A 19123-nucleotide genomic window follows, 5' to 3' on the forward strand; every position below is an offset into this window, starting at 1 on the left:
ATGTCCACGCCCGTCTCCACGCGCCTGCCCGCCAGGCTTACCGTGTCGCTGGCCTGTGCGCTGGCCCTGGCCGGCTGCGCCAGCACGCATGGCCTGTCCACGACCGGCCAACCCCTCGACGCCAATACCCTCAGCGCCAGCAAGTCCCTGGGCGATGCCGCCTACAGCAGCGCCGCCTTTCCCGACCAGCAGTGGTGGAAGGCCCTGGGCGACCCGCAGTTGGACAGCCTGATCGGCGAAGCCCTGCAGGGCAGCCCCTCGCTGACCGCCGCCGATGCCCGTCTGCGCCAGGCGCAGGCGCAGGTCGGCGCGGCCGATGCGGCGCGCAAGCCCACCCTGGACGCCACCGGCGAGTACAGCGGCGTGCAGTTGCCCAAGGGTCTGGTCGGCTCGGAGATCGGCGGCGACGTGATGTGGGCCAACGTTCTGATGCTCAACTTCAAGTGGGCGCCCGACCTGTGGGGCGGGCAGCGCGCGGCGTGGGAATCGGCCGTGGGCCAGGCCAAGGCGGCAGAGGTCGACGCGCAGGCCGCGCGCCTGACGCTTTCGGCCAACATCGCCCGCACTTACATCTCCCTGTCCGACGCGTTCGAGTTGCTGGATGTGGCCCAGCGCGAGCAGCAGCGCGCCAGTCACCTGCGCGCGTTGAGCCAGCAGCGTGTGGACGCCGGCCTGGACAACGATCTGCAGCTGCGCCAGGCCGAGAGCACGATCGCCGGCGCGCGCCAGCAGGCGCAGGCCGCGCAGCAGCGCATCGACGCGCTGCGTAACGCCCTGGCCGCGCTGCTGGGCAAGGGCCCGGACCGCGGTCTGTCCATCGCCCGGCCGCAATTGCTCCAGGCCCCCGCGCCGGCCGTCCCCGGCGTGCTGCCCAGCGAACTGCTGGGCCACCGCGCCGACGTGGTCGCCGCACGTTGGCGCGTGGAAGCCGCCAGCCGTGGCGTCGACGCCCGCAAGGCCGCCTTCAAGCCCAGCGTGAACCTCAGTGCGATCGTCGGCCTGGCCTCTTCCAGCCTGTCGGACCTGTTCGACAGCGATGCGGTGCTGGGCCTGGGCGGCCCGGCGATCAGCCTGCCGATCTTCGACGGCGGCCGCCTGCGCGCCAACCTGGACAACGCCGATGCCCAGTACGACCTGGCCGTGGCCAGCTACAACCAGAGCCTGGTCGGTGCCATGCATGAAGTCGCCGACGCGGTGCAGGCCGCCCGCTCGCTGGACGCCCAGACCCGCTCGGTGACCGAGGCCCGCGACGCCGCGCGCAAGGCCTATGACCTGGCCTCCAGCCGCTACAAGGCCGGGCTGGGCACCCAACTGGACGTGCTCAACGCCCAGCGCCCGCTGCTCCAGCTCGAACAGCAACTGGCCGGCCTGCAGGCCCAGCGCTACACCGCCGTGGTCGACCTCGACCAGGCGCTCGGTGGCGGCCTGCCGCTGACCGCCTCCTCTTCCACTATGACCGCCGAAACCACGCCATGAACACGCAGACCCAACCCTCCGCACCGGCCGGCGCCCAGCCGCCGAAGAAGAGCAACCGCAAGCGCGCCCTGCTGATCCTGCTGCTGGTGGTGATCGTCGCAGGCGCGGCCTGGCTGGCTTACGAACTGCTGTACGGCCGCTGGCATCAGGGCACCGACGACGCCTATGTCGACGGCAACATCGTCTCCATCGTCCCGCAGGCCACCGGCACGGTGGTGAGCATCGACGCCGACGACGGCATGAAGGTCGAAGCCGGCCAGGCGCTGGTCCACCTGGACCCCAACGACGCCCAGGTCGCCTACGACCAGGCCGTGGCCAACCTGGCCGGAACCGTGCGCCAGGTGCGCGGTCTGTTCAGCAACGTCCAGTCCGGCGAGTCCGACCTGCGCGCCCGCCAGGTCGCCGTCGAGCAGGCCCGCGCCGACGTCAAGCGTCGCGAAGGCCTGGTCGCCACCGGCGCGGTCTCGCGCGAGGAACTGGCCCATGCCCGTGACGTGCTGGCCTCGGCCGAGGCGGCCCTGGGCGGTTCGCGTGGCAACCTGCAGCGCAGCCGCGCGCTGGTGGACTCCACCACGGTGAGCAAGACCCCGCAGGTGCAGGCTGCCGCCTCTCAGCTGCGCCAGGCCTATCTCAACCTGCAGCGCACCGCCATCGTCGCCCCGGTGTCCGGCTACGTGGCCCAGCGCCGCGTGCAGCTGGGCCAGCAGGTCCAGCCCGGCACCACGCTGATGACCATCGTCCCGATCGACCAGGTCTGGGTGGAAGCCAACTTCAAGGAAACCCAGCTGGGCAAGATGCGCATCGGCCAGCCGGTGGAAGTGCACGCCGACCTGTACGGCGGCGACGTCACCTATGAAGGCAAGGTCGACAGCCTCGGGCTGGGCACCGGTAGCGCGTTCTCGCTGTTGCCGGCGCAGAACGCCAGCGGCAACTGGATCAAGATCGTCCAGCGCGTGCCGGTCAAGATCACCCTGGATCCCAAGCAGCTGCGCGAGCACCCGCTGCGCATCGGCCTGAGCATGGACGTGAACGTCGACCTGCACGACCAGGACGGCACGGTGCTGGCACCGGCGCGCGCGGCCAACGCCAAGCCGCTGATGACGACCTCGGCCTACGAGAAGCAGCTGGCCGACGCCAACCAGGTGATCGAGTCGATCATCGAACAGAACCTGCCCGACCAGGCCCAGGCCAAGAACTGAGACCCCGCTGATGTCCACCATCGCCGAAGACGCGGGCGGCCCACCGGCCGCCCCCAAGCCGGCGGCGGCCGCACCGTTCCGCCCGCCGAACATGGTGCTGGCCACGATCGGCCTGGCGCTTGCCTCGTTCATGCAGGTGCTCGACACCACCATCGCCAACGTGTCCCTGCCCACGATCTCGGGCAACCTGGGCGCCAGCGCCAACCAGGCTACCTGGGTGATCACCTCGTTCGCGGTGAGCAATGCGATCGCTCTGCCGCTGACCGGCTTCATGACCCGCCGCTTCGGTGAAGTGAAGCTGTTCACCTGGGCCACGCTGGCCTTCGTGATCGCCTCGTTCCTGTGCGGCATCGCCAACTCCATGGGACTGCTGGTTGTGGCGCGCGCGGTGCAAGGTTTTGTCGCCGGGCCGATGTATCCGGTGACCCAGGCGCTGCTGATCTCCATCTATCCACCGCAAAAACGCGGGCAAGCCATCGCCCTGCTGGCGATGGTGACGGTGGTGGCACCGATCGCCGGTCCGATCCTGGGCGGCTGGATCACCGACAACTACAGCTGGGAATGGATCTTCTTCATCAACATTCCCATCGGCATCTTCGCCAGCGTGGTCGTCGGACGCCAGCTCAAGGGTCGCCCCGAGCGCCTGGAAAAGCCCAAGATGGACTACATGGGCCTGGCCACGCTGATCCTGGGTGTGGGCGCGCTGCAGATCATGCTGGACTTGGGCAACGACGAAGACTGGTTCAACTCGACCAAGATCGTGTGGCTGACCATCGTGGCGGTGATCTCGCTGATCGTATTCGTGATCTGGGAGATGACCGAGAAGGATCCGATCGTCAACCTGCGCCTGTTCCGCCACCGCAACTTCACCGCCGGCACGCTGGCGATGGTGTTCGGCTACGCGGCGTTCTTCGCCATCGGCCTGCTGGTGCCGCTGTGGCTGCAGCGCAACCTGGGCTATACGGCGCTCTGGGCGGGGTTTGCGTCGGCGCCACTGGGCATCCTGCCCGTGCTGCTGACGCCCTTCGTAGGCAAGTACGCCCCACGCTTCGATCTGCGCATCCTGGCCAGCTTTGCCTTCTTCGTCATGGCCTCCACCAGCTTCCTGCGTTCTGGCTTCAACCTGGACGTCAACTTTGGGCGGGTGGCCGAGGTGCAGCTGATGCAAGGCCTGGGCGTGGCATTGTTCTTCATGCCGGTGCTGACCATCCTGCTGTCGGACCTGGAGCCGCACGAAATCGCGGCCGGTTCTGGCCTTGCGACCTTCGTGCGCACCTTGGGCGGCAGCTTCGCCGCTTCGCTGACCACATGGATCTGGAACCGGCGCATCACCATCCACCATGCCGAGTTGACCGAAAGCATCAACGCCTACGACCCTGGCATGCAGCAAACCGTCAGCCGTCTCGGCCACGGGGATTTGCAGACCGGCGCGGTCGCGCTGAACCAGATGATCAGCCAGCAGGCCGCGCAGATTGGCTTCAACGAGGTCTTCCACCTGCTGGGCTGGATCTTCCTGGGCATCATCGTGTTCGTCTGGCTGGCCAAGCCTCCGTTCGCGTCCAAGGCCGGTGGCGGCGCGGCGGCCGGCGGCCACTGAGCACGCAAAAGCACCCGACGATACAGGGCCGCAGCGATGCGGCCCTGTGTCGTTGAAGTCACGGACAAGATCCCCCGTGTTCGTTTCCGTGAAGCTGGGAAGGACGGGTTCCTGATTGCCGAGTCAGGCGTCCCGCCTTGCGCTCACAGGATCCCGATCTCCTTCAGCCAGTGCTCCACCAGCTGCGGCCACACCTTGACGACCGGATGTCCGGAGGGACGCAGGCCAAAGGCATGGCCGCCTTTGGCGAACAGGTGGACTTCGGCCGGCACGCCGGCCTGATCCAGCGCGCGCGCATAGAGGGTGCTGTTGCAGATGTCGTCGACCGGATCATCCCAGTCCTGCACCAGGAAGGTCGGCGTGGTGCGCGCGGTGACCTTAAAGCCAGGAGCGAACCTGCCGTCGCGGCACAGATGCCCCGGATACGCCGCGATCGCAAAATCGGGACGGCTGCTGAGCCTGTCGGCCGCATCCACGGCTGCATAGCTCGGCGTGAAGACATTGCTGGTCTGCGCGGTTGAGGACACCTGCGGACCTGAAGGACGTGCCGCTGCTGCGTTCCTACCGGCCGCAGGACTGGCCGGCCTGGTTCCAGGCCGCCGGTTGCGCCCCTGTCTCGCCGCGCGGCCCCGTTTTCGACGCGTCGACCCTGATGGCGCTGGCGGCCATCGACGGACATGGCGTTGCGCTGGTGCCGCCCTGCATGTTCGCGCGTGAGATCGACAGCGGGCGCCTGGTCCAGCCATTTCCCGTCGGCATCAGCACCGGCGCGTACTGGCTGGCGATGCTGAAGAGCCGTCCGGTCACCCCGGCGATGTCGGCATTCAGGAGATGGCTGCTGGCGCAGCGCCCCGAAGCGTAGCGCGGCGGCAGCCTAGCGCAGCAGCACGATTTCCTCGGCGCTGGTCGGATGGATGGCCACCGTGTCGTGCAGGTCGTCCAGGGTGGCTCCCAATTTCACCGCCACGGCGAAACCCTGCAGGATCTCGTCGGCGCTCTCCCCCATCAGGTGCACACCGACCACGCGCCGCTCCGGCCCGACGCAGACCAGCTTGAACAGGCTGTGCTGGGACTCGTCGGCCAGGGCCGAGAGCATCGGCCGGAAGGTCGTGGAAAACACCTGCACCGCATCGTCGCCGTGCTCGGCTCTGGCTTCCTTTTCGCTCAGACCGACACTACCCATCGGCGGATGCGAGAACACCACGCTCGGCACGTTGGCGTAGTCCAACCGGGCTTCGGGCTGCCCGCCGAAGAGCCGATCCATCAGCCGGCGCGCAGCGGCGATCGCCACCGGCGTCAGGTCCACGCCCAGCGCGGTGACGTCCCCGATGGCATGAATGCCCTGCACACTGGTGTCCTGGCGCGCATCGACCTCCACATGCCCCATCGGTCCGGTGCGTACCCCGACCCGCTCCAGGCCCAGCCCCGCCGTGTTGGGCGTCCGCCCGGTCGCGAAGATGACGCAGTCATAGGGCGCCGGCATCCGGCCAGTGCCAGTCACCACATCGACCGCATCGCCACCCGCACGCTCCAGCGCAGTCACCTCGGTCTCGAAGAACAAGCGGATGCCGCTCTGGCGCAGGTTCTCGGCAAGCTGCAGGCTCAAGGCACGCTCGAAGCTCTGCAGCAGGCACGGCCCGCGTACGAAGAGTTCCACCTGACTGCCCAGCGCCTGCAGCACGCCGGCCAGTTCCACCGCGACATAGCCACCGCCGATGATCGCAACGCGCTCCGGCGCCGCGCACAGGTTGAAGAAGCCATCGGAGTCGATCCCCAGCTCCGCGCCGGGGATGGCCGGCCGGTGCGGGCGGCCACCTGTCGCGATCAACACGTGGCGTCCCTTGAGGTCCAGCCCGTCCTCGCAGTGCACCCCACCGGGCACCAGCGTGCCGCGCGCGGGGATGCGCATGATCCCTGACTTCTCCAGTCGCCGGCGATAGCTGTCGTGGATGCCGGCGATATAGCGCTGGCGATGGACGATGAACTCCTGCCAGTCGAGGGCTCCGGACTGGACCTTGAATCCAAGGGTGGCGGCCGTCTCGATGTGCCGGCCAACTTCGGCGGCCAACCACATGGCCTTCTTCGGCACACAGCCGACATTGACGCAGGTTCCCCCCAGTTCGCCCGGCTCCAGGATCGCCACGCTGGCGCCGTATTCTGCGGCACGGAAGGCACCGGCCAGCCCGCCAGAGCCACCTCCGATCACGATCAGGTCATAGGTGTCGTCTTGCGTCATGCCGAACCACTCCAATGCAGGGGAAGGCGCACCGCGCGATGGCGCCGGTGCCGGTCGATTCTCCCGCAAGACGCGTCAAGGCGTCTTCCGCGCGTCCGCACGGCGTGCCGGCCAGCCGGCCTGACGCAGCCCGGCGGCCCCGTAGGTGAGCCGACGCAGGAGCCATTCCACGGGCCCCGGCCAACCACGTCGCGCCCACCAGCGGCTCGCCAGCAGTTGCATGCCAAACAGGCCCACCGCAAACGGCAGCTGCCATCGACGGGCCATGCCGAACATCCCCAGGCCCGCCCCATAGAACACCCAGGTACACACCAGCGACTGCAGCAGGTAGTTGCTCAGCGCCAGACGTCCCGCCGCGGCCAGCCATGTCGCCAGACGCGTCGGGCGGACGGCGAACCCCGCCATGCACCATCCGATATAGCCCAGGCAACAGGGCAGCGCGGCCGCCGATGCCAGCGCCGCAGCCAGACACAGGCGCGGATCGGTGCGCGCCGGATCCAGCCACGGCGAGAGCATCACCGACAGCCCCATCATCGCCAGCCCCAGCGGCAGCGCGCCGTAGCGCATCCAGGCCAGGGCGCGGCGATGGTCGGCCGGTCGCGCCAACACCCGGTGCAACCAGGCCCCGACCAGGAACAGGCCGAACACCTGCAAGCCATTGAGCGGCAGGGCCTGAAGGACCTGGACAAAGTCTCGTAACCGCTGCGCGACCGCAGTCAGATACCCACCGTGCGCATAGACCTGGACCTGCATGGCGGCGAGCGATTGCACGTGCGCGGCCTGGGCCTGCACCGCCTGCTGCCAGGCCGGATCTCCCGACAGCCACGGATGGGCCATGCCCACCGCCAGCGACAGGCCCGCCGGCGCAAGAAACAGCAACACGCCGATCCAGGCCAGCAGCCCGCCCAGCACTTCGCCGAAGGCCAGCAGGGCGAACCCGCACAGCGCATAGGTCACCAGGATGTCGCCGGACCACACCAGCAGCGCATGGGCCAATCCGATCCCCAGCAGCCCGACGCAGCGCCGCAGCCACACCGGTCCCAATGCCCACCCCTCGCGTTCTGCGCGCGCCTGCATCACTGCAAACCCGGCGCCGAACAACAGCGAGAACAAGGCGATGAACTTGCCCTGCACCAAAACATAGATCGCCGCGTCGACCCAGCGGTCCAGCCCATGCAGGCTCGGGTCGATGCCGCTGGCCATCGTGGTGGGCGGCCCGGCCATCCCCTCCAGGTTCATCAACAGGATGCCCAGCAAGGCCAATCCGCGCAGCACGTCCATCGCCGGCACGCGCGCAGGGGCGGTCAGCGGCGCAGCGAGACGTGTGTTGTCAGCGCGCATGTTCATGGGCAGGCCCGCAAACGAAGACGGCCCGCAGGATGCGGGCCGCCAGGTGCATCGCGGGGATGCGGATCAGTGATGGTGGCCACCGTCACCGTGAACGTGGCCGTGCTCGAGTTCCTCCGGCGAGGCCTCACGCACTTCCACCACCTCCACGTCGAAGTGCAGGTCCTTGCCCGCCATCGGATGGTTGAGGTCGACGTCGACCACGCTCATGCCCACCTTCTGGATGGTGACCGCGCGCGGTCCGAAGTTGGTCTGCAGGACGACCTGCTGGCCGACGCTGAGCTTCTGCCCACCGAAGTGCTTCTTGGGCACGCGCTGGCTCAGGCCGTCGCGCTTCTCGCCGTAGGCCTCCGCCGCGGCGACATCCACGCCGAAGCTCTCGCCGGCTTCCTTGTCCATCATCGCGTTCTCCAGGCCCGGGATGATGTTGCCGTGGCCAATGAGGATCGCCAGCGGCTCGCGGTCCTTGGAGCTTTCCAGCGGCTCGGAGCCAACCTCGGAAACGGTGTAGTGGAAACGCACGACGCTGTCTTTGGCGATTTTCATTGAAAACTCTTGGATGGGCCGCGATCGCGGCGGGGAGCGGCTTGTGTGCCGCAGGAGGCGCGGTCAACATGGCCGCGATGAAGACCGCCCATTATCCCGGCTCGCCCCGGCGCTTGCCAGCCATGCCATTGGCCCTGGCCGGCGCCATCGCCCTGGCCGTGCTGCTGGCCGGGTGCGGCGGCAACCGCGCCGTCGTCCGCCAGCCTCCTCCATCCACGTCGGGCAAGTCCTGGCCCACCGTCAAGGTCAACGATCCGGCCGCGGTCAACAACGTCCTGATGCGCGCCCTGGGGCTGGTCGGCACCCCGTATCGCTATGGAGGCAACACGCCCGAGTCCGGCTTCGACTGCAGCGGCCTGGTGAACTACGTCTACCGACAGATGCTCGACCTGCGCCTGCCGCGCACGTCCCGAGAGCTGGCCCAGGTCCAGGGCCCCAAAATCGCCGAAGACCGGCTGGCACCGGCCGACCTGGTCTTCTTTGGCAGTCGCGGAAACGTCAGCCACGTCGGCATCTATGTGGGCGAAGGCCGGTTCGTGCATGCCCCGAGTACCGGCGGCACCGTCCGCCTGGATCTGCTCGATGGACCCTACTGGCGCGATCACTACACCGGCGCGCGCCGCGTTGTTAACTAGGCGTGATGGCTAGAAATGTGACAGAAATCACTTATAGATTCGCATTTTTATAACGGAGTTTGAACATTTTCACCCCGGTCTAACGGCAAACTCCAGTTTCCGCCGCGAAACCTTCACCTGCCCGTGACGATCGACGACCTGCCGACAGGCCTGCCGCTCACCACCCGTCGACTCCGTCGAGGTCCGCTTTCCCTCCTGATCCTGGCCCTGCTGGGCGCATCCGGATCGGTGATGGCGCAGGAAGCCGCCCCTGCCCCGCAGGCCGCAGCCGAAGCACCCACGGCGAACGATTCCTCCTCCTCCGTGATCCTGACCAGCCCGGTGGCCACCACCGTGGCGACGGGCGTGCCGACCGTGTTGTCGGATGCGAAACGGGCCTCCACCCCGGCCGGCCAGCCGATCCAGGCCGGCGCCGCACCGGCGGTCGCGCTCGCCGCCGCCGCAAGCGCGCCAGCGGCGGCGGTTGCCCCGACGGCGGTCGCCGCCACCGTCAGCAGCCCGAGTCTGCGCGACAAGGCCACCGAGGCCGCCGCCGCCACGCTCACCGCCCTGCTGCCGCGACTGGCCGCGACCGATACCGTCCCGGTCATGGACCGCTCGGCCATGCTGGCCGGCGACCTGAGCCGACTGCTCAGCAATTACAACCTGACCGGCGCGGCTGCCGCCCACGACAGCGAAGTGGGCAAGGTCCAGAGCGTCCTGCAGCGCGCACTGACGCTGCTGGGTACCCCGTACCGCTGGGGTGGCAGCGATCCGGACAGTGGGCTGGATTGCAGCGGTCTGGTCAGCTATGTCTTCCGCACCGCGCTGGGCATCGATCTGCCGCGCGTCTCGCGCGATATGGCCGCCAATGACAACGCCGAACTGATCAAGAGCCGCGATGAGCTGCGTCAGGGCGACCTGGTGTTCTTCGGCCGTCGCGGTCGCGTCAACCACGTCGGGATCTACGTGGGCGAAGGCCGCTTCCTGCACTCGCCCAGCGCCGGCAAGGACGTGCGCGTGGACAGCCTGACGTCCGGCTACTGGGCCAGCCGCTTCGTCCAGGCGCGCCGGGTCGCGATGTAAGTCGCCACCTCCTTCATCGCATGAAAAAGCCGGCGCATGCGCCGGCTTTTTCGTACCCAGACGCGCGACGGCACCTCGATCATGCCGAGGAGGCATGGAAGGCGGCGACGGTCTGCTCGATCCCCTTGCTCAGCTCCATCACCTTGGTCGCGTATTCGGCCAGGCGATGGTCCTCGTCACTGGTCGGCGTCCACGATGGCACGGCGGTCGGCCTGCCCTCGGCCTGGTCCATGGCCACGAACACGATCACGCAGTGGGTACACAGGCGGCTGGCCGACTGCCCGTCGTCCAGCCCCAGGTCACGCGCGCGCACGTCCACCGCAAAATGCATGCTGCTGGTGCCGGTATGGACCAGCTTGGCGGTGACGGTCACCAGGTCGCCAATCCGGATCGGCGCCACGAAGCGGATGCCCCCCACTGCCACGGTGACGCTGTAGTGGCCGCTCCAGCCGACTGCAGCGGCATAGCCGACCTGGTCGATCCAGCGCATCACCACGCCGCCGTGGACCTTGCCGCCATAGTTGACGTCCTTGGGCTCGGCCAGGAATCGAAACGTCAGTTCACGCTGTTCGCCGCGCATGCAGGTTCCTCTGTGATGGCCGGGCACGCAGTCCGGATAGGGAAGAGACGGCATGTGCCGCTGGACCTCAGAATAGCGGCTTGCAGCCGCGCGGACTTTCGCGCCATCCTTCCTGCTTCCCACTCAATGGAATGAATGTGTGATGCGAACCATGGCAGGGATCGCGGCCGGCCTGCTGACGGCGGCCCTTCTGCTCGCAGGCGCGTGCTACGGCTACGTGTTGCTGTACCGGCTGCCTGCGAGCCCGGATTTCTATTCGGTCTTCAATCTCTCGCGCTACGCGCTGGATGCGCCGCGCGAGGCGCTGGCCTGCCTGATCGGCGGCAGCGCATTGGCCGGCCTGGCCGGTGGCTGGGTGGCCGCGGCGGTCTCGCGCATCCACCGCGCAATGGCCGCCTTCAGCGTCGGGGCCGCGGTCATGGCTGCGGCGATCGGCCTGGCCGCCTTCATCCCCTTCCCGGCCTGGCTGACGGTGAGCTGCCTGTTGCTGCCGATGCCGCTGGCGGTGGTAGGCATCCGCCTGGCGATCCCCCGCCTGGAAGTCTGAGCGGGCCGCGTCCCGAACAGGCGACCGGCGAGGATCAGCGCTCGACCGCCTCCTCGACCCCGACATTGGTCGAGGCCGCCTCGTAGACCTGCTTGTCCAGCAGGCCGGTCTCACGGGCGACCAGGGTCGGCACCAGCATCTGCCCGGTGACGTTGGTCAACGTGCGCATCATGTCCAGCACGCGGTCGATGGCGTAGAGATAGCCGATGGTTTCCAGCGGTAGGCCCGCGGCGGTCAGCACCACCGTGGCCATCACCACCGCGGTGCCCGGCACGCCGGCGGTACCGAAGCTGCCCAGCACCGAGGCGATCAGGACCACGAAATACTGGTTGCCGGTCAGGGGCACGCCCGTGTACTGGCTGATGAACAAGGCACACAGCGCCGGGTAGATCGCCCCGCAGCCGTCCATCTTGATGCTGGCCCCCAGCGGCACGGCAAAGGACGCATAGTCCTTGTTGACACCCAGGTTGTGGGTGATCGATCGGATCGCCACCGGCATGGCGGCAAAGCTGGACGAACTGACGAAGGCCACCTGCATGCCTGGCGCCGCGCCGCGGAAGAACTTCAGCGGGTTGAGCCCGTGCAGCAGCAGCAGCCCGCCGTAGACCACCACGATGTGCAGAAGGCAGGCGATGTACAGGGCCATGACGAAGTTGCCCAGCGGCAGCAGCTTCTCGAAGCCGTAGGCGCCCACTAGCGCGGCGATCAGGCCGAAGGTGCCGATCGGGGTGACTTCCAGCACGAAGCGCGTCACCTGGATCATGATCTCGCTCATCTGCGCGGTGACCTTGCGCGCCTCGGCCACCCGGTCGCCCAACTTGACCATGGCAAAGCCCAGCAGGGCGGCGAAGAAGATCACTGGCAGGATCGAGCCGCGCCCGGCGGCCAGCACGGTCTCACCGGCCGCGTTGGTCCGGGTGCCGATGCCGGTCAGGGCGAAGAACGGGTTGGAGGGCACCACGTCCAGCAGCACCTTGATCGGGCTGGGCACGTCGCGCGGCTTCCACGCCGAATCGATGCCGATGCTCAGCGCACCGCTGCCCGGTTGCATCACCGTGCCCACCAGCAGGCCCACGCCCACCGCCAGACAGGCGGTGACGACGAACCAACCGAAGGTGCGCGCGCCCAGGGCGGCGATGGACTTCTGTCCGCTCAGTGCCGAGATCGCGTTGATGACCGCGAAGAACACCAGCGGGATCGCGATCATCTTGATCAAGGTGACGTACAGATCGCCCAGCGGCCCGAACCAGACTTCCGCGTTGGGGCCGAACGCCCAACCCGCCAACGCGCCGAGCACGAACCCGGCCACCACCCGCTGCCAGAACGGGATCTTCAGCCATGCCTGTACCAGTTTCATCGCGCGCGTCTCGCCCCGGGGAATCGATCGCGGACAATAGCCGAGCCAGCCGCCACTGGCGACGCCCGCCGTGGAACCCGGCGGGCCAGCAGCGGGACATCGACGCCTGGCACCGCCGTCGGGATCGTCATGTTGCTGTTGTCTGGGCTCGGCATACTCGGCGGCTGCCCCTTTCGACCGGATCCCCTTGCATGCGCGTGCCCCGCTGCCTCGCCCTGGCCCTCTCCACCACCCTGGCCGCTGGCTGCGCTACCGCAACCGGGCCCAAGGCCACGCCCGTGGCGGCGATCGACGTTCCCCAGGTCGCCCACCCGCAGGGCGAGACCCCGCAATGGTGGTACCGCAGCGGCGCGGCGCGCGCGGCGGGCAACGGCGCCATGGCCGGCCAGGCGCGCAACGTGATTCTGTTCCTGGGCGATGGCATGAGCCTGACCACCGTGGCCGCCGCGCGCATCCTGGAGGGCCAGCGCAAGGGCGGCAGCGGCGAGGAGAACGCGCTGAGCTGGGAAAGCTTCCCGGCCACCGCCCTGAGCAAGACCTACAACGTCGATTCGCAGACGCCCGATTCGGCCGGGACCATGACCGCGATCATGACCGGGGTGAAGACCCACATGGGCGCCATCGGCGTCAGTGCCGGCCAGCGCACCGACTGCGCCGACAGCCAGGCCAAGCATCTGTTGAGCTGGATGGAGCTGGCCGACAGTGCCGGGCTGGCCACCGGCATCGTCACCACCGCGCGCCTGACCCACGCCACCCCGGCCGCCACCTACGCGCATAGTCCGGAGCGCAACTGGGAAAGCGACGCCGACCTGACCCCCGAAGCCCGCGCCGCCGGCTGCCAGGACATCGCCCAGCAGTTGCTGGGCGACGCACGCTTCGGCCACGGCCCGACCGTCGCGCTGGGCGGTGGACGCAGTGAATTCCAGCCGGCCACCGAGCGCGACCCGGAGTACGACGACAAGGTCGGCCTGCGCCTGGACGGACGCGACCTGGTGGCCGAGTGGAAGCAGGCCCACCCCGGCGGCGCCTACGTCTGGAATACCCGCCAGCTCGAGGCCGCCCAGGACGCGCCGGCGCTGCTGGGCCTGTTCGAACCGGACCACATGCAGTTCGACCACGATCGCAATCGCACGCCGGGCGGCGAGCCCAACCTGGCCGAACTGACCACCACCGCGATCCGCGCCCTCTCGCGCAAGCCGGAAGGCTTCGTGCTGATGGTCGAAGGCGGCCGCATCGACCACGCCAACCACTACGGCAACGCCTTCCGCGCCCTGGACGAGACCATTGCCCTGTCCGATGCGGTGCGCGCCGCCGTGCAGACCGCACCGGCCGACACCCTGATCATCGTCACCGCCGACCACTCGCATTCGCTCAACTTCGTCGGCTATCCGGTGCGCGGCAATCCGATCCTGGGCAAGGTGCGCGGCATCTCCGGCGAGGATGGCGATCGCAGTCAGCTGGCGCGCGACCAGACCGGACTGCCCTACACCACCCTCAGCTATGCCAACGGACCCGGCTATCCCGGACAGAGCAACACCCAGCATGCCGGTCCGAAGACCTTCCTGCACGAGCCGGCCGACGTGCAGCCCTCCGCCGGCCGCCCGGACCTGACCGATGTGGACACCGAGTCACCGGACTACCTGCAGGAATCCATGGTCCCGACCAAGTCCGAAACCCACGGCGGCGATGACGTCGGGATCTGGGCCACCGGCCCGGGCAGCCTGGCCGTGCACGGCACGATCGAGCAGAACACGCTCTATCACCTGATCGTGCAGGCCACCCCGCGCCTGCGCGCGCGCCTGTGCCAGGCCGGCACCTGCAACGCCGACGGCGTGCCTGTGGAGCTGCCCCAGCCGGCGGCGTTCGAAAAGGACTGAGGACCAGACGCGGCGCCGCAAGCACCGGCGCCGATGATCAGAACGGCTTGGCCAGCACCAGGTAGACGATCACCACCAGCGCGATCACCGGCACCTCGTTGAACCAGCGCAGCGCCTTGCCCGATGGCAGGGCCTTGCCCTTGGCCACGCCCTTGAGCCAGCGGCCGGTGACGATGTAGTGCGCCAGGATCAGCACCACCAGGCCCAGCTTGGCGTGCAGCCAGCCGCCGCGGCCACCGACCATGGTCGGGAAGTCCGGGATCAGGTGATAGCCCAGCCACAGCACCAGGCCCAGGACCAATGCCAGCCCGAACATCGCATGGCCGAAGCGGTACAGCCGCCGCCCCATCAACTGCAGGCGCGCCTGCACCTCGGTCTGGCCGGCGCTCTCGGCCAGGTTGACCAGGATGCGGGGCAGGTAGAACACCGCCGCCATCCACGCGATGACGAACAACAGGTGGAAGGTCTTCACCCAGAGATAGGCCTGCATCGAATCGGACTCCGTGGCGCGCGGCGTGGCAACAAGGCCATCATTGTCGCCCATCCCTTCCCGGCGACGCATCTTGGACAAGCAGTACGATCAGGCGTATTTCCAGCAGTGGTACCGGCGCGGCGACATCGGCGGTCCCGCGCGACTGGCGCGCAAGGTCGCCCTGGCCGTGGCCTGCGCCGAATACTGGCTGGAGCGCCCGGTGCGTACGGTCCTGGACATCGGCTGCGGCGAGGGGGCCTGGCGCGCGCCACTGCTGAAGCTGCGACCCAAGGCGCAGTATCTCGGGTTCGACAGCAGCGAATACGCGGTGCGGCGCCATGGCGCGCGACGCAACCTGCACCTGGCCGCCTTCGGCGATTTCCAGTGGCTGCGCCCGTGCGCGCCGGTGGATCTGCTGGTCTGCGCCGACGTGCTGCACTACGTGCCCGATGCGGAACTCAAGCGCGGCCTGCCCGGACTGGCCGAGTTGTGCGGGGGGGTCGCGTTCCTGGAAACCTTCACCGCGCAGGACGATTTCGAAGGCGACCACGTCGACTTCAAGGCGCGTACCGCGGCCTGGTACCGACGCCAGTTGGACCGCGTCGGGATGCGCCCGGCGGGTTCGCACTGCTGGCTGGGGCCTGACCTGGCGCCGCAAGCCGCTGCACTGGAAACCACGGCCTGACAAGCCCCCGACGAACGGAAAGCCGAATTCACGTCAAAATATTCAAACTCCGTTATGCTGCGCCGCGCCAACCGCCTGTTCTGTAACGGTTTCTATAATTATGATGCTTTACCAGTGGCACGAGATGGGCCGGCAATGGATGGCCCCGTGGGTTCACCTGGCCGATGCCAGCTCTCGCATCTTCTCCGATCCGAACAGTTGGTTGTCCAACCTGCCCGGGGCCGAGCGCATCTCGGCCTACAACGAGTTGATGCATCGGCTGGGCAAGGACTATGAGAAGCCCGCCTGGGACATCCCCGAGGTCGAGGCCGAAGGTCGGCACGTGCCGGTCATCGAGCAGGAAGTCCTCGCCAATCCGTTCTGTCGGCTGCTGCGCTTCAAGCGCTACACCGACGACCAGGTGTATATCGAAAAGCTCAAGGTCCAGCCGACCGTGCTGGTCGTGGCGCCCCTGTCCGGTCACCACGCCACCCTGCTGCGCGACACCGTGCGTACCCTGCTGCGCGACCACAAGGTCTATGTGACCGAATGGATCGATGCGCGCCTGGTACCCGAGGACGCCGGCAGCTTTGGCCTGGACGACTACGTGGCCTACATCCAGCAGTTCATCCGCCACATCGGCGCCGAGCAATTGCACGTGATGAGCGTGTGCCAGCCGACCGTGCCGGTCCTGGCCGCGGTCTCGCTGATGGCAGCAGCCGGCGAGGCCACGCCGCGCTCGCTGGTGATGATGGGCGGGCCGATCGATGCCCGTGTCAGCCCCACCCAGGTCAACGACCTGGCCACGCGCAACCCGCTGTCGTGGTTCGAAAACAACGTCATCCATACCGTGCCGCAGAACTATCCGGGGCACGGCCGCGCCGTCTACCCGGGGTTCCTGCAGCACGCTGGCTTCATTGCAATGAATCCCAATCGCCACTTCATGTCGCACTGGGATTTCTACGCCGACCTGGTCAAGGGTGATCTGGACGACGCCGATGCGCACCGGCGTTTCTACGACGAATACAACGCCGTGCTGGACATGCCGGCCGAGTTCTACCTTGACACCATCCGCGTGGTGTTCCAGGAGTTCCTGCTGCCGCGTGGCGAATGGATCATCGATGGGCAGCGTGTCGATCCCAGCGCGATCAAGCGCACCGCACTGCTGAGCATCGAAGGCGAACTGGACGACATCGCCGGTCTGGGCCAGACCGAGGCGGCCCACGCGCTGTGCACCGGCATCCCCAAGGCCCGGCGCAAGCATCTAACGGTGAAGGGGGCCGGCCATTACGGCATCTTCAGCGGTCGGCGCTGGCGCGAAGAGGTCTATCCGGACGTCAAGGCGTTCTTCGCCAAGTACAAGTGAGGCAGGAGTGAGTGGAGAGGAGTGAGGAGAGTGAAGAAGCAACGCCTTCGCTCACGCCTCATCGCCCTGAGCTCACTTCTCGGATCACATCTGCGACCGGCCGGATCTCCGGTTGAAGAGCGCCTCGGCCACGAGCAAGTTCGGAATCCAGCACAGCCACGCGATCACGGAATAGCAGGTCTCGAACGGAATGCCGCTGGCGATCGACAGCGGCAGGTAGATCCGCAGGGTCACGGCTGCGAAGGTCAGCGCGAAGTTGCGCACCACCCACTTGCGATGCGCTGCCACATCGCCTTCGCGGATGGCCCGGAATGCTCGCAGTCCCGTGTAAAGCCAGATCGACGCTAGGCCGGCGAATCCAAACTTCGCCGTGAGCCCGCCGAAAGCAAGCGTTGCCATGTACAGGCCAGACAACCCGCCCAACGCAACGCCGACTCCCAGGTACACGCGACCAAGCCAGCGATGCACCCGCCAATGCCGCTGCCGAAACCTAGAAGAAAACTGGAGCGGACCCGTCAACAGCGCGAGCGACGAAGCGAACACGTGGGTATAGATCCCCACCGGGTGCGCATGAAACGTCAGTCGCATGCCGGGATGGACGAGCGCCCCCAGCGGCAACAGGGCGTACGCAAGGGTGGCGTAACCGGCGACGCCCAAGGCCAGCACACAGAGCGCAACTCTGCCGATGGTTTTCACCACGTGATCCATCCCCTTGAATTGATTCCTGCACCGGGAACGCCGGCGGACGACCGTGAACAGCCGGCTGAGCGTGGAAAGCTGGAGTGAGCGTGAAGCAGTAAGACCTGAGCAAAGGCATCGCTTCGCCACTCACTCCCCACTCCGTCACGCTCACTCCCCGCTTCAGACCACCGGCGAACGCACCAGCAGCTGCTTGGCCAACCAGCCGTGCAGCTGGCCGATGCCGCGTGCCACGTGCAGGGTGACGAACAACAGCACCAGGCCCAGCAGGCACACCAGCGGGATGGCCCACGCATTGCTGACCGTGACGCTGACGCCGTCGACCCAGACATGCGAGTCGTCCCAGAAATACAGCAGCGGCGTGGCCAGCATGCTCAGCGATGCCGACAGCAGCGTCATGGCCACGCTGAAATACACCACGCCAAGCGGCAGCATCAGCAACAGGTACAGCATGGTGCTCCAGGTGCGCGGGTCGGTGAACATGTCGCCGATGCGCGATAGCCACGGTCGGTCGCGCTGGGTGTACAGCGGGCGACGCGGCATGCGCTGGCCCAGCAGCGCCTCCACGATGCGTCCTTCGACCAGCGACAGCACCCGGATCGAGCCGAAGAACAGCACCAGCAACGGCAAGCCGATGATCAGGATCAGGGTGCCCACCGAAAGGGACGCGCCCGTGACCACCCAGGTGAAATAGAACGTGCCGGTGATCAGCGACAGCAACATGTAGAACAGCGCACCGTAGGTCCGTGGATCGGCCGCCACGCCGAAAAACCTGCCAATCGACGAGCGCCGTTTCGGTGGCGGCGGGGCGCGCAGCGCGCGGTTCACCGTCACCTCGGTCTCGCGATAAATCTCGGCCACTTCCTCCGGTGCGCCGTAGCTGCCGGCGACCGAGGCGATCACCTCGGCCTCGGTGCGGCCGGCCTGCTCGGCCAGCTCCGAGCGCAGGTATTCCTCGGCGTCGTAAAGCGCGTCCTGGATCATGGCCGGGTCGGCGCCCTTGAGCGCCGCGCGCAGTTGGGTCAGGTATTCGGGAATGGTGGTGGGCAGGCCTTGAGCGTTCATGCGGAAGTCCCCCTCAGGACGGAATCGACGGAATCGCGGGTGGCACGCCAGGCGGCGGCCCATTGCGCCAGGGCCTCTTGCCCCAGCGGCGTGATGCGGTAATAGCGGCGCGGGGGCCCGGAGGCCGATGGCTCGACATGGCTGTCCAGCAGGCTGGCGGCCTCCAGGTTGCGCAGGACCGGATACAGCGCGCTCTGCTTGCCGGCCAGCACGCCCTGACCCACCTGCTCCAGGCGCTTGGCGATCAGGTAGCCATACAAGGGCTCGTCGGCCTGGGCCAGCACGGCCAGCAGGGCCAACGAGACCGTGCCGGCGCTGAGCTCCTTCTGGAATTTCCGCAGCTGGTTGTCTGCGTCGCCCATGACCGGCTCCCGCACTAGGTTGAACACGATACT

The 19123-nt window shown here is 67.7% G+C and carries 19 protein-coding genes and 1 pseudogene; 10 read left to right on the forward strand and 10 right to left on the reverse strand.

The window, feature by feature from the left end; genetic code table 11:
* Genes ACORQU_RS01085 through ACORQU_RS01095 form a run of 3 tightly spaced genes read left to right on the forward strand, consistent with a single transcriptional unit; the run spans position 1 to position 4272 of the window.
* A complete protein-coding gene (locus ACORQU_RS01085; protein WP_491642864.1) occupies positions 1–1476 on the forward strand; it encodes an efflux transporter outer membrane subunit in 1476 nt (491 codons plus the stop codon).
* On the forward strand, positions 1473–2675 hold the full coding sequence (locus tag ACORQU_RS01090) for an HlyD family secretion protein (protein ID WP_271645216.1): 1203 nt from the start codon (positions 1473–1475) through the stop codon (positions 2673–2675). Before ACORQU_RS01085 ends, ACORQU_RS01090 begins: the two co-directional genes overlap by 4 nt.
* Before the next feature lie 10 nt (positions 2676–2685).
* The gene (locus ACORQU_RS01095) at positions 2686–4272 is read left to right on the forward strand and encodes a DHA2 family efflux MFS transporter permease subunit (RefSeq protein WP_491642865.1); all 1587 of its coding nucleotides are present in this window, start codon (positions 2686–2688) and stop codon (positions 4270–4272) included.
* Positions 4273–4415: 143 nt separating this feature from the next.
* On the opposite strand, the gene ACORQU_RS01100 is transcribed toward ACORQU_RS01095, so the two are convergent.
* Positions 4416–4799: an alpha/beta hydrolase gene (locus tag ACORQU_RS01100; RefSeq protein ID WP_491642866.1), complete on the reverse strand. Its 384-nt coding sequence runs from the start codon at positions 4797–4799 to the stop codon at positions 4416–4418.
* On the opposite strand from ACORQU_RS01100, the gene ACORQU_RS01105 reads away from it, so the two are divergent.
* The gene (locus ACORQU_RS01105; protein ID WP_491642867.1) at positions 4790–5134 is read left to right on the forward strand and encodes a LysR substrate-binding domain-containing protein; all 345 of its coding nucleotides are present in this window, start codon (positions 4790–4792) and stop codon (positions 5132–5134) included. The two genes, ACORQU_RS01100 and ACORQU_RS01105, sit on opposite strands and share 10 nt — an antisense overlap.
* 12 nt (positions 5135–5146) lie before the next feature.
* Here ACORQU_RS01105 and gorA read toward each other — a convergent pair whose 3' ends face one another.
* The 3 genes from gorA to ACORQU_RS01120 all read right to left on the reverse strand — a co-directional run bounded on the left by gorA (position 5147) and on the right by ACORQU_RS01120 (position 8401).
* Positions 5147–6508: a glutathione-disulfide reductase gene (gene gorA, locus ACORQU_RS01110; RefSeq protein WP_491642868.1), complete on the reverse strand. Its 1362-nt coding sequence runs from the start codon at positions 6506–6508 to the stop codon at positions 5147–5149.
* Positions 6509–6583: 75 nt separating this feature from the next.
* Positions 6584–7855, reverse strand: coding sequence for a DUF418 domain-containing protein (locus tag ACORQU_RS01115; protein WP_491642869.1), 1272 nt, complete (start codon positions 7853–7855; stop codon positions 6584–6586).
* A 66-nt stretch (positions 7856–7921) separates the two neighbouring features.
* A complete protein-coding gene (locus tag ACORQU_RS01120) occupies positions 7922–8401 on the reverse strand; it encodes an FKBP-type peptidyl-prolyl cis-trans isomerase (RefSeq protein WP_271645211.1) in 480 nt (159 codons plus the stop codon).
* 68 nt (positions 8402–8469) lie between these two features.
* Between ACORQU_RS01120 and ACORQU_RS01125 the strand changes: the two genes are divergently transcribed.
* Both ACORQU_RS01125 and ACORQU_RS01130 read left to right on the forward strand, forming a co-directional pair.
* Positions 8470–9036, forward strand: coding sequence for a C40 family peptidase (locus ACORQU_RS01125; protein ID WP_491642870.1), 567 nt, complete (start codon positions 8470–8472; stop codon positions 9034–9036).
* Between the two features lie 399 nt (positions 9037–9435).
* A complete protein-coding gene (locus tag ACORQU_RS01130; RefSeq protein ID WP_491644891.1) occupies positions 9436–10101 on the forward strand; it encodes a C40 family peptidase in 666 nt (221 codons plus the stop codon).
* A gap of 79 nt (positions 10102–10180) precedes the next feature.
* Here the strand turns inward: ACORQU_RS01130 and ACORQU_RS01135 are convergent, their stop codons facing one another.
* The gene (locus ACORQU_RS01135; protein WP_271645210.1) at positions 10181–10681 is read right to left on the reverse strand and encodes an acyl-CoA thioesterase; all 501 of its coding nucleotides are present in this window, start codon (positions 10679–10681) and stop codon (positions 10181–10183) included.
* Positions 10682–10823: 142 nt separating this feature from the next.
* Between ACORQU_RS01135 and ACORQU_RS01140 the strand changes: the two genes are divergently transcribed.
* Positions 10824–11228, forward strand: a complete 405-nt coding sequence (locus ACORQU_RS01140; RefSeq protein ID WP_271645209.1) for a hypothetical protein — start codon at positions 10824–10826, stop codon at positions 11226–11228.
* Positions 11229–11262: 34 nt separating this feature from the next.
* Here ACORQU_RS01140 and ACORQU_RS01145 read toward each other — a convergent pair whose 3' ends face one another.
* Positions 11263–12585, reverse strand: coding sequence for a dicarboxylate/amino acid:cation symporter (locus tag ACORQU_RS01145; RefSeq protein WP_491642871.1), 1323 nt, complete (start codon positions 12583–12585; stop codon positions 11263–11265).
* 191 nt (positions 12586–12776) lie between these two features.
* On the opposite strand from ACORQU_RS01145, the gene ACORQU_RS01150 reads away from it, so the two are divergent.
* On the forward strand, positions 12777–14462 hold the full coding sequence (locus ACORQU_RS01150) for an alkaline phosphatase family protein (protein ID WP_491642872.1): 1686 nt from the start codon (positions 12777–12779) through the stop codon (positions 14460–14462).
* Positions 14463–14499: 37 nt separating this feature from the next.
* Here ACORQU_RS01150 and ACORQU_RS01155 read toward each other — a convergent pair whose 3' ends face one another.
* Entirely contained in the window at positions 14500–14952 is a 453-nt protein-coding gene (locus ACORQU_RS01155) for a CopD family protein (protein ID WP_491642873.1), read from the reverse strand.
* Positions 14953–15025: 73 nt separating this feature from the next.
* On the opposite strand from ACORQU_RS01155, the gene ACORQU_RS01160 reads away from it, so the two are divergent.
* Both ACORQU_RS01160 and ACORQU_RS01165 read left to right on the forward strand, forming a co-directional pair.
* Complete coding sequence (locus ACORQU_RS01160) at positions 15026–15619, forward strand: class I SAM-dependent DNA methyltransferase (RefSeq protein ID WP_491642874.1); 594 nt, start codon at positions 15026–15028, stop codon at positions 15617–15619.
* A 103-nt stretch (positions 15620–15722) separates the two neighbouring features.
* A pseudogene (locus ACORQU_RS01165) lies at positions 15723–16958 on the forward strand (polyhydroxyalkanoate depolymerase); the annotation flags it as partial.
* A 90-nt stretch (positions 16959–17048) separates the two neighbouring features.
* On the opposite strand, the gene ACORQU_RS01170 reads toward ACORQU_RS01165, so the two are convergent.
* The 3 genes from ACORQU_RS01170 to ACORQU_RS01180 form a co-directional block, all read right to left on the reverse strand.
* Entirely contained in the window at positions 17049–17660 is a 612-nt protein-coding gene (locus ACORQU_RS01170; RefSeq protein ID WP_491642875.1) for a DUF2306 domain-containing protein, read from the reverse strand.
* 165 nt (positions 17661–17825) lie between these two features.
* Positions 17826–18728: a sensor domain-containing protein gene (locus ACORQU_RS01175; RefSeq protein WP_271645203.1), complete on the reverse strand. Its 903-nt coding sequence runs from the start codon at positions 18726–18728 to the stop codon at positions 17826–17828.
* Positions 18725–19090 carry a PadR family transcriptional regulator gene (locus ACORQU_RS01180; protein WP_271645202.1) on the reverse strand — a complete coding sequence of 122 codons (366 nt, stop codon included), beginning with the start codon at positions 19088–19090 and terminating at the stop codon, positions 18725–18727. Before ACORQU_RS01180 ends, ACORQU_RS01175 begins: the two co-directional genes overlap by 4 nt.
* Positions 19091–19123: the final 33 nt, after the last annotated feature.

The organism is Pseudoxanthomonas sp. JC1303, from assembly GCF_058448525.1.

What these genes read in the sequence shown, in the direction of transcription:
- ACORQU_RS01085 (WP_491642864.1), top strand. Translation starts at nt 1, where the DNA reads ATGTCCACGCCCGTCTCCACGCGCCTGCCCGCCAGGCTTACCGTGTCG.
- ACORQU_RS01090 (WP_271645216.1), top strand. Translation starts at nt 1,473, where the DNA reads ATGAACACGCAGACCCAACCCTCCGCACCGGCCGGCGCCCAGCCGCCG.
- ACORQU_RS01095 (WP_491642865.1), top strand. Translation starts at nt 2,686, where the DNA reads ATGTCCACCATCGCCGAAGACGCGGGCGGCCCACCGGCCGCCCCCAAG.
- gorA (WP_491642868.1), bottom strand. Translation starts at nt 6,508, where the DNA reads ATGACGCAAGACGACACCTATGACCTGATCGTGATCGGAGGTGGCTCT.
- ACORQU_RS01115 (WP_491642869.1), bottom strand. Translation starts at nt 7,855, where the DNA reads ATGAACATGCGCGCTGACAACACACGTCTCGCTGCGCCGCTGACCGCC.
- ACORQU_RS01120 (WP_271645211.1), bottom strand. Translation starts at nt 8,401, where the DNA reads ATGAAAATCGCCAAAGACAGCGTCGTGCGTTTCCACTACACCGTTTCC.
- ACORQU_RS01125 (WP_491642870.1), top strand. Translation starts at nt 8,470, where the DNA reads ATGGCCGCGATGAAGACCGCCCATTATCCCGGCTCGCCCCGGCGCTTG.
- ACORQU_RS01135 (WP_271645210.1), bottom strand. Translation starts at nt 10,681, where the DNA reads ATGCGCGGCGAACAGCGTGAACTGACGTTTCGATTCCTGGCCGAGCCC.
- ACORQU_RS01140 (WP_271645209.1), top strand. Translation starts at nt 10,824, where the DNA reads ATGCGAACCATGGCAGGGATCGCGGCCGGCCTGCTGACGGCGGCCCTT.
- ACORQU_RS01145 (WP_491642871.1), bottom strand. Translation starts at nt 12,585, where the DNA reads ATGAAACTGGTACAGGCATGGCTGAAGATCCCGTTCTGGCAGCGGGTG.
- ACORQU_RS01150 (WP_491642872.1), top strand. Translation starts at nt 12,777, where the DNA reads ATGCGCGTGCCCCGCTGCCTCGCCCTGGCCCTCTCCACCACCCTGGCC.
- ACORQU_RS01155 (WP_491642873.1), bottom strand. Translation starts at nt 14,952, where the DNA reads ATGCAGGCCTATCTCTGGGTGAAGACCTTCCACCTGTTGTTCGTCATC.
- ACORQU_RS01175 (WP_271645203.1), bottom strand. Translation starts at nt 18,728, where the DNA reads ATGAACGCTCAAGGCCTGCCCACCACCATTCCCGAATACCTGACCCAA.
- ACORQU_RS01180 (WP_271645202.1), bottom strand. Translation starts at nt 19,090, where the DNA reads ATGGGCGACGCAGACAACCAGCTGCGGAAATTCCAGAAGGAGCTCAGC.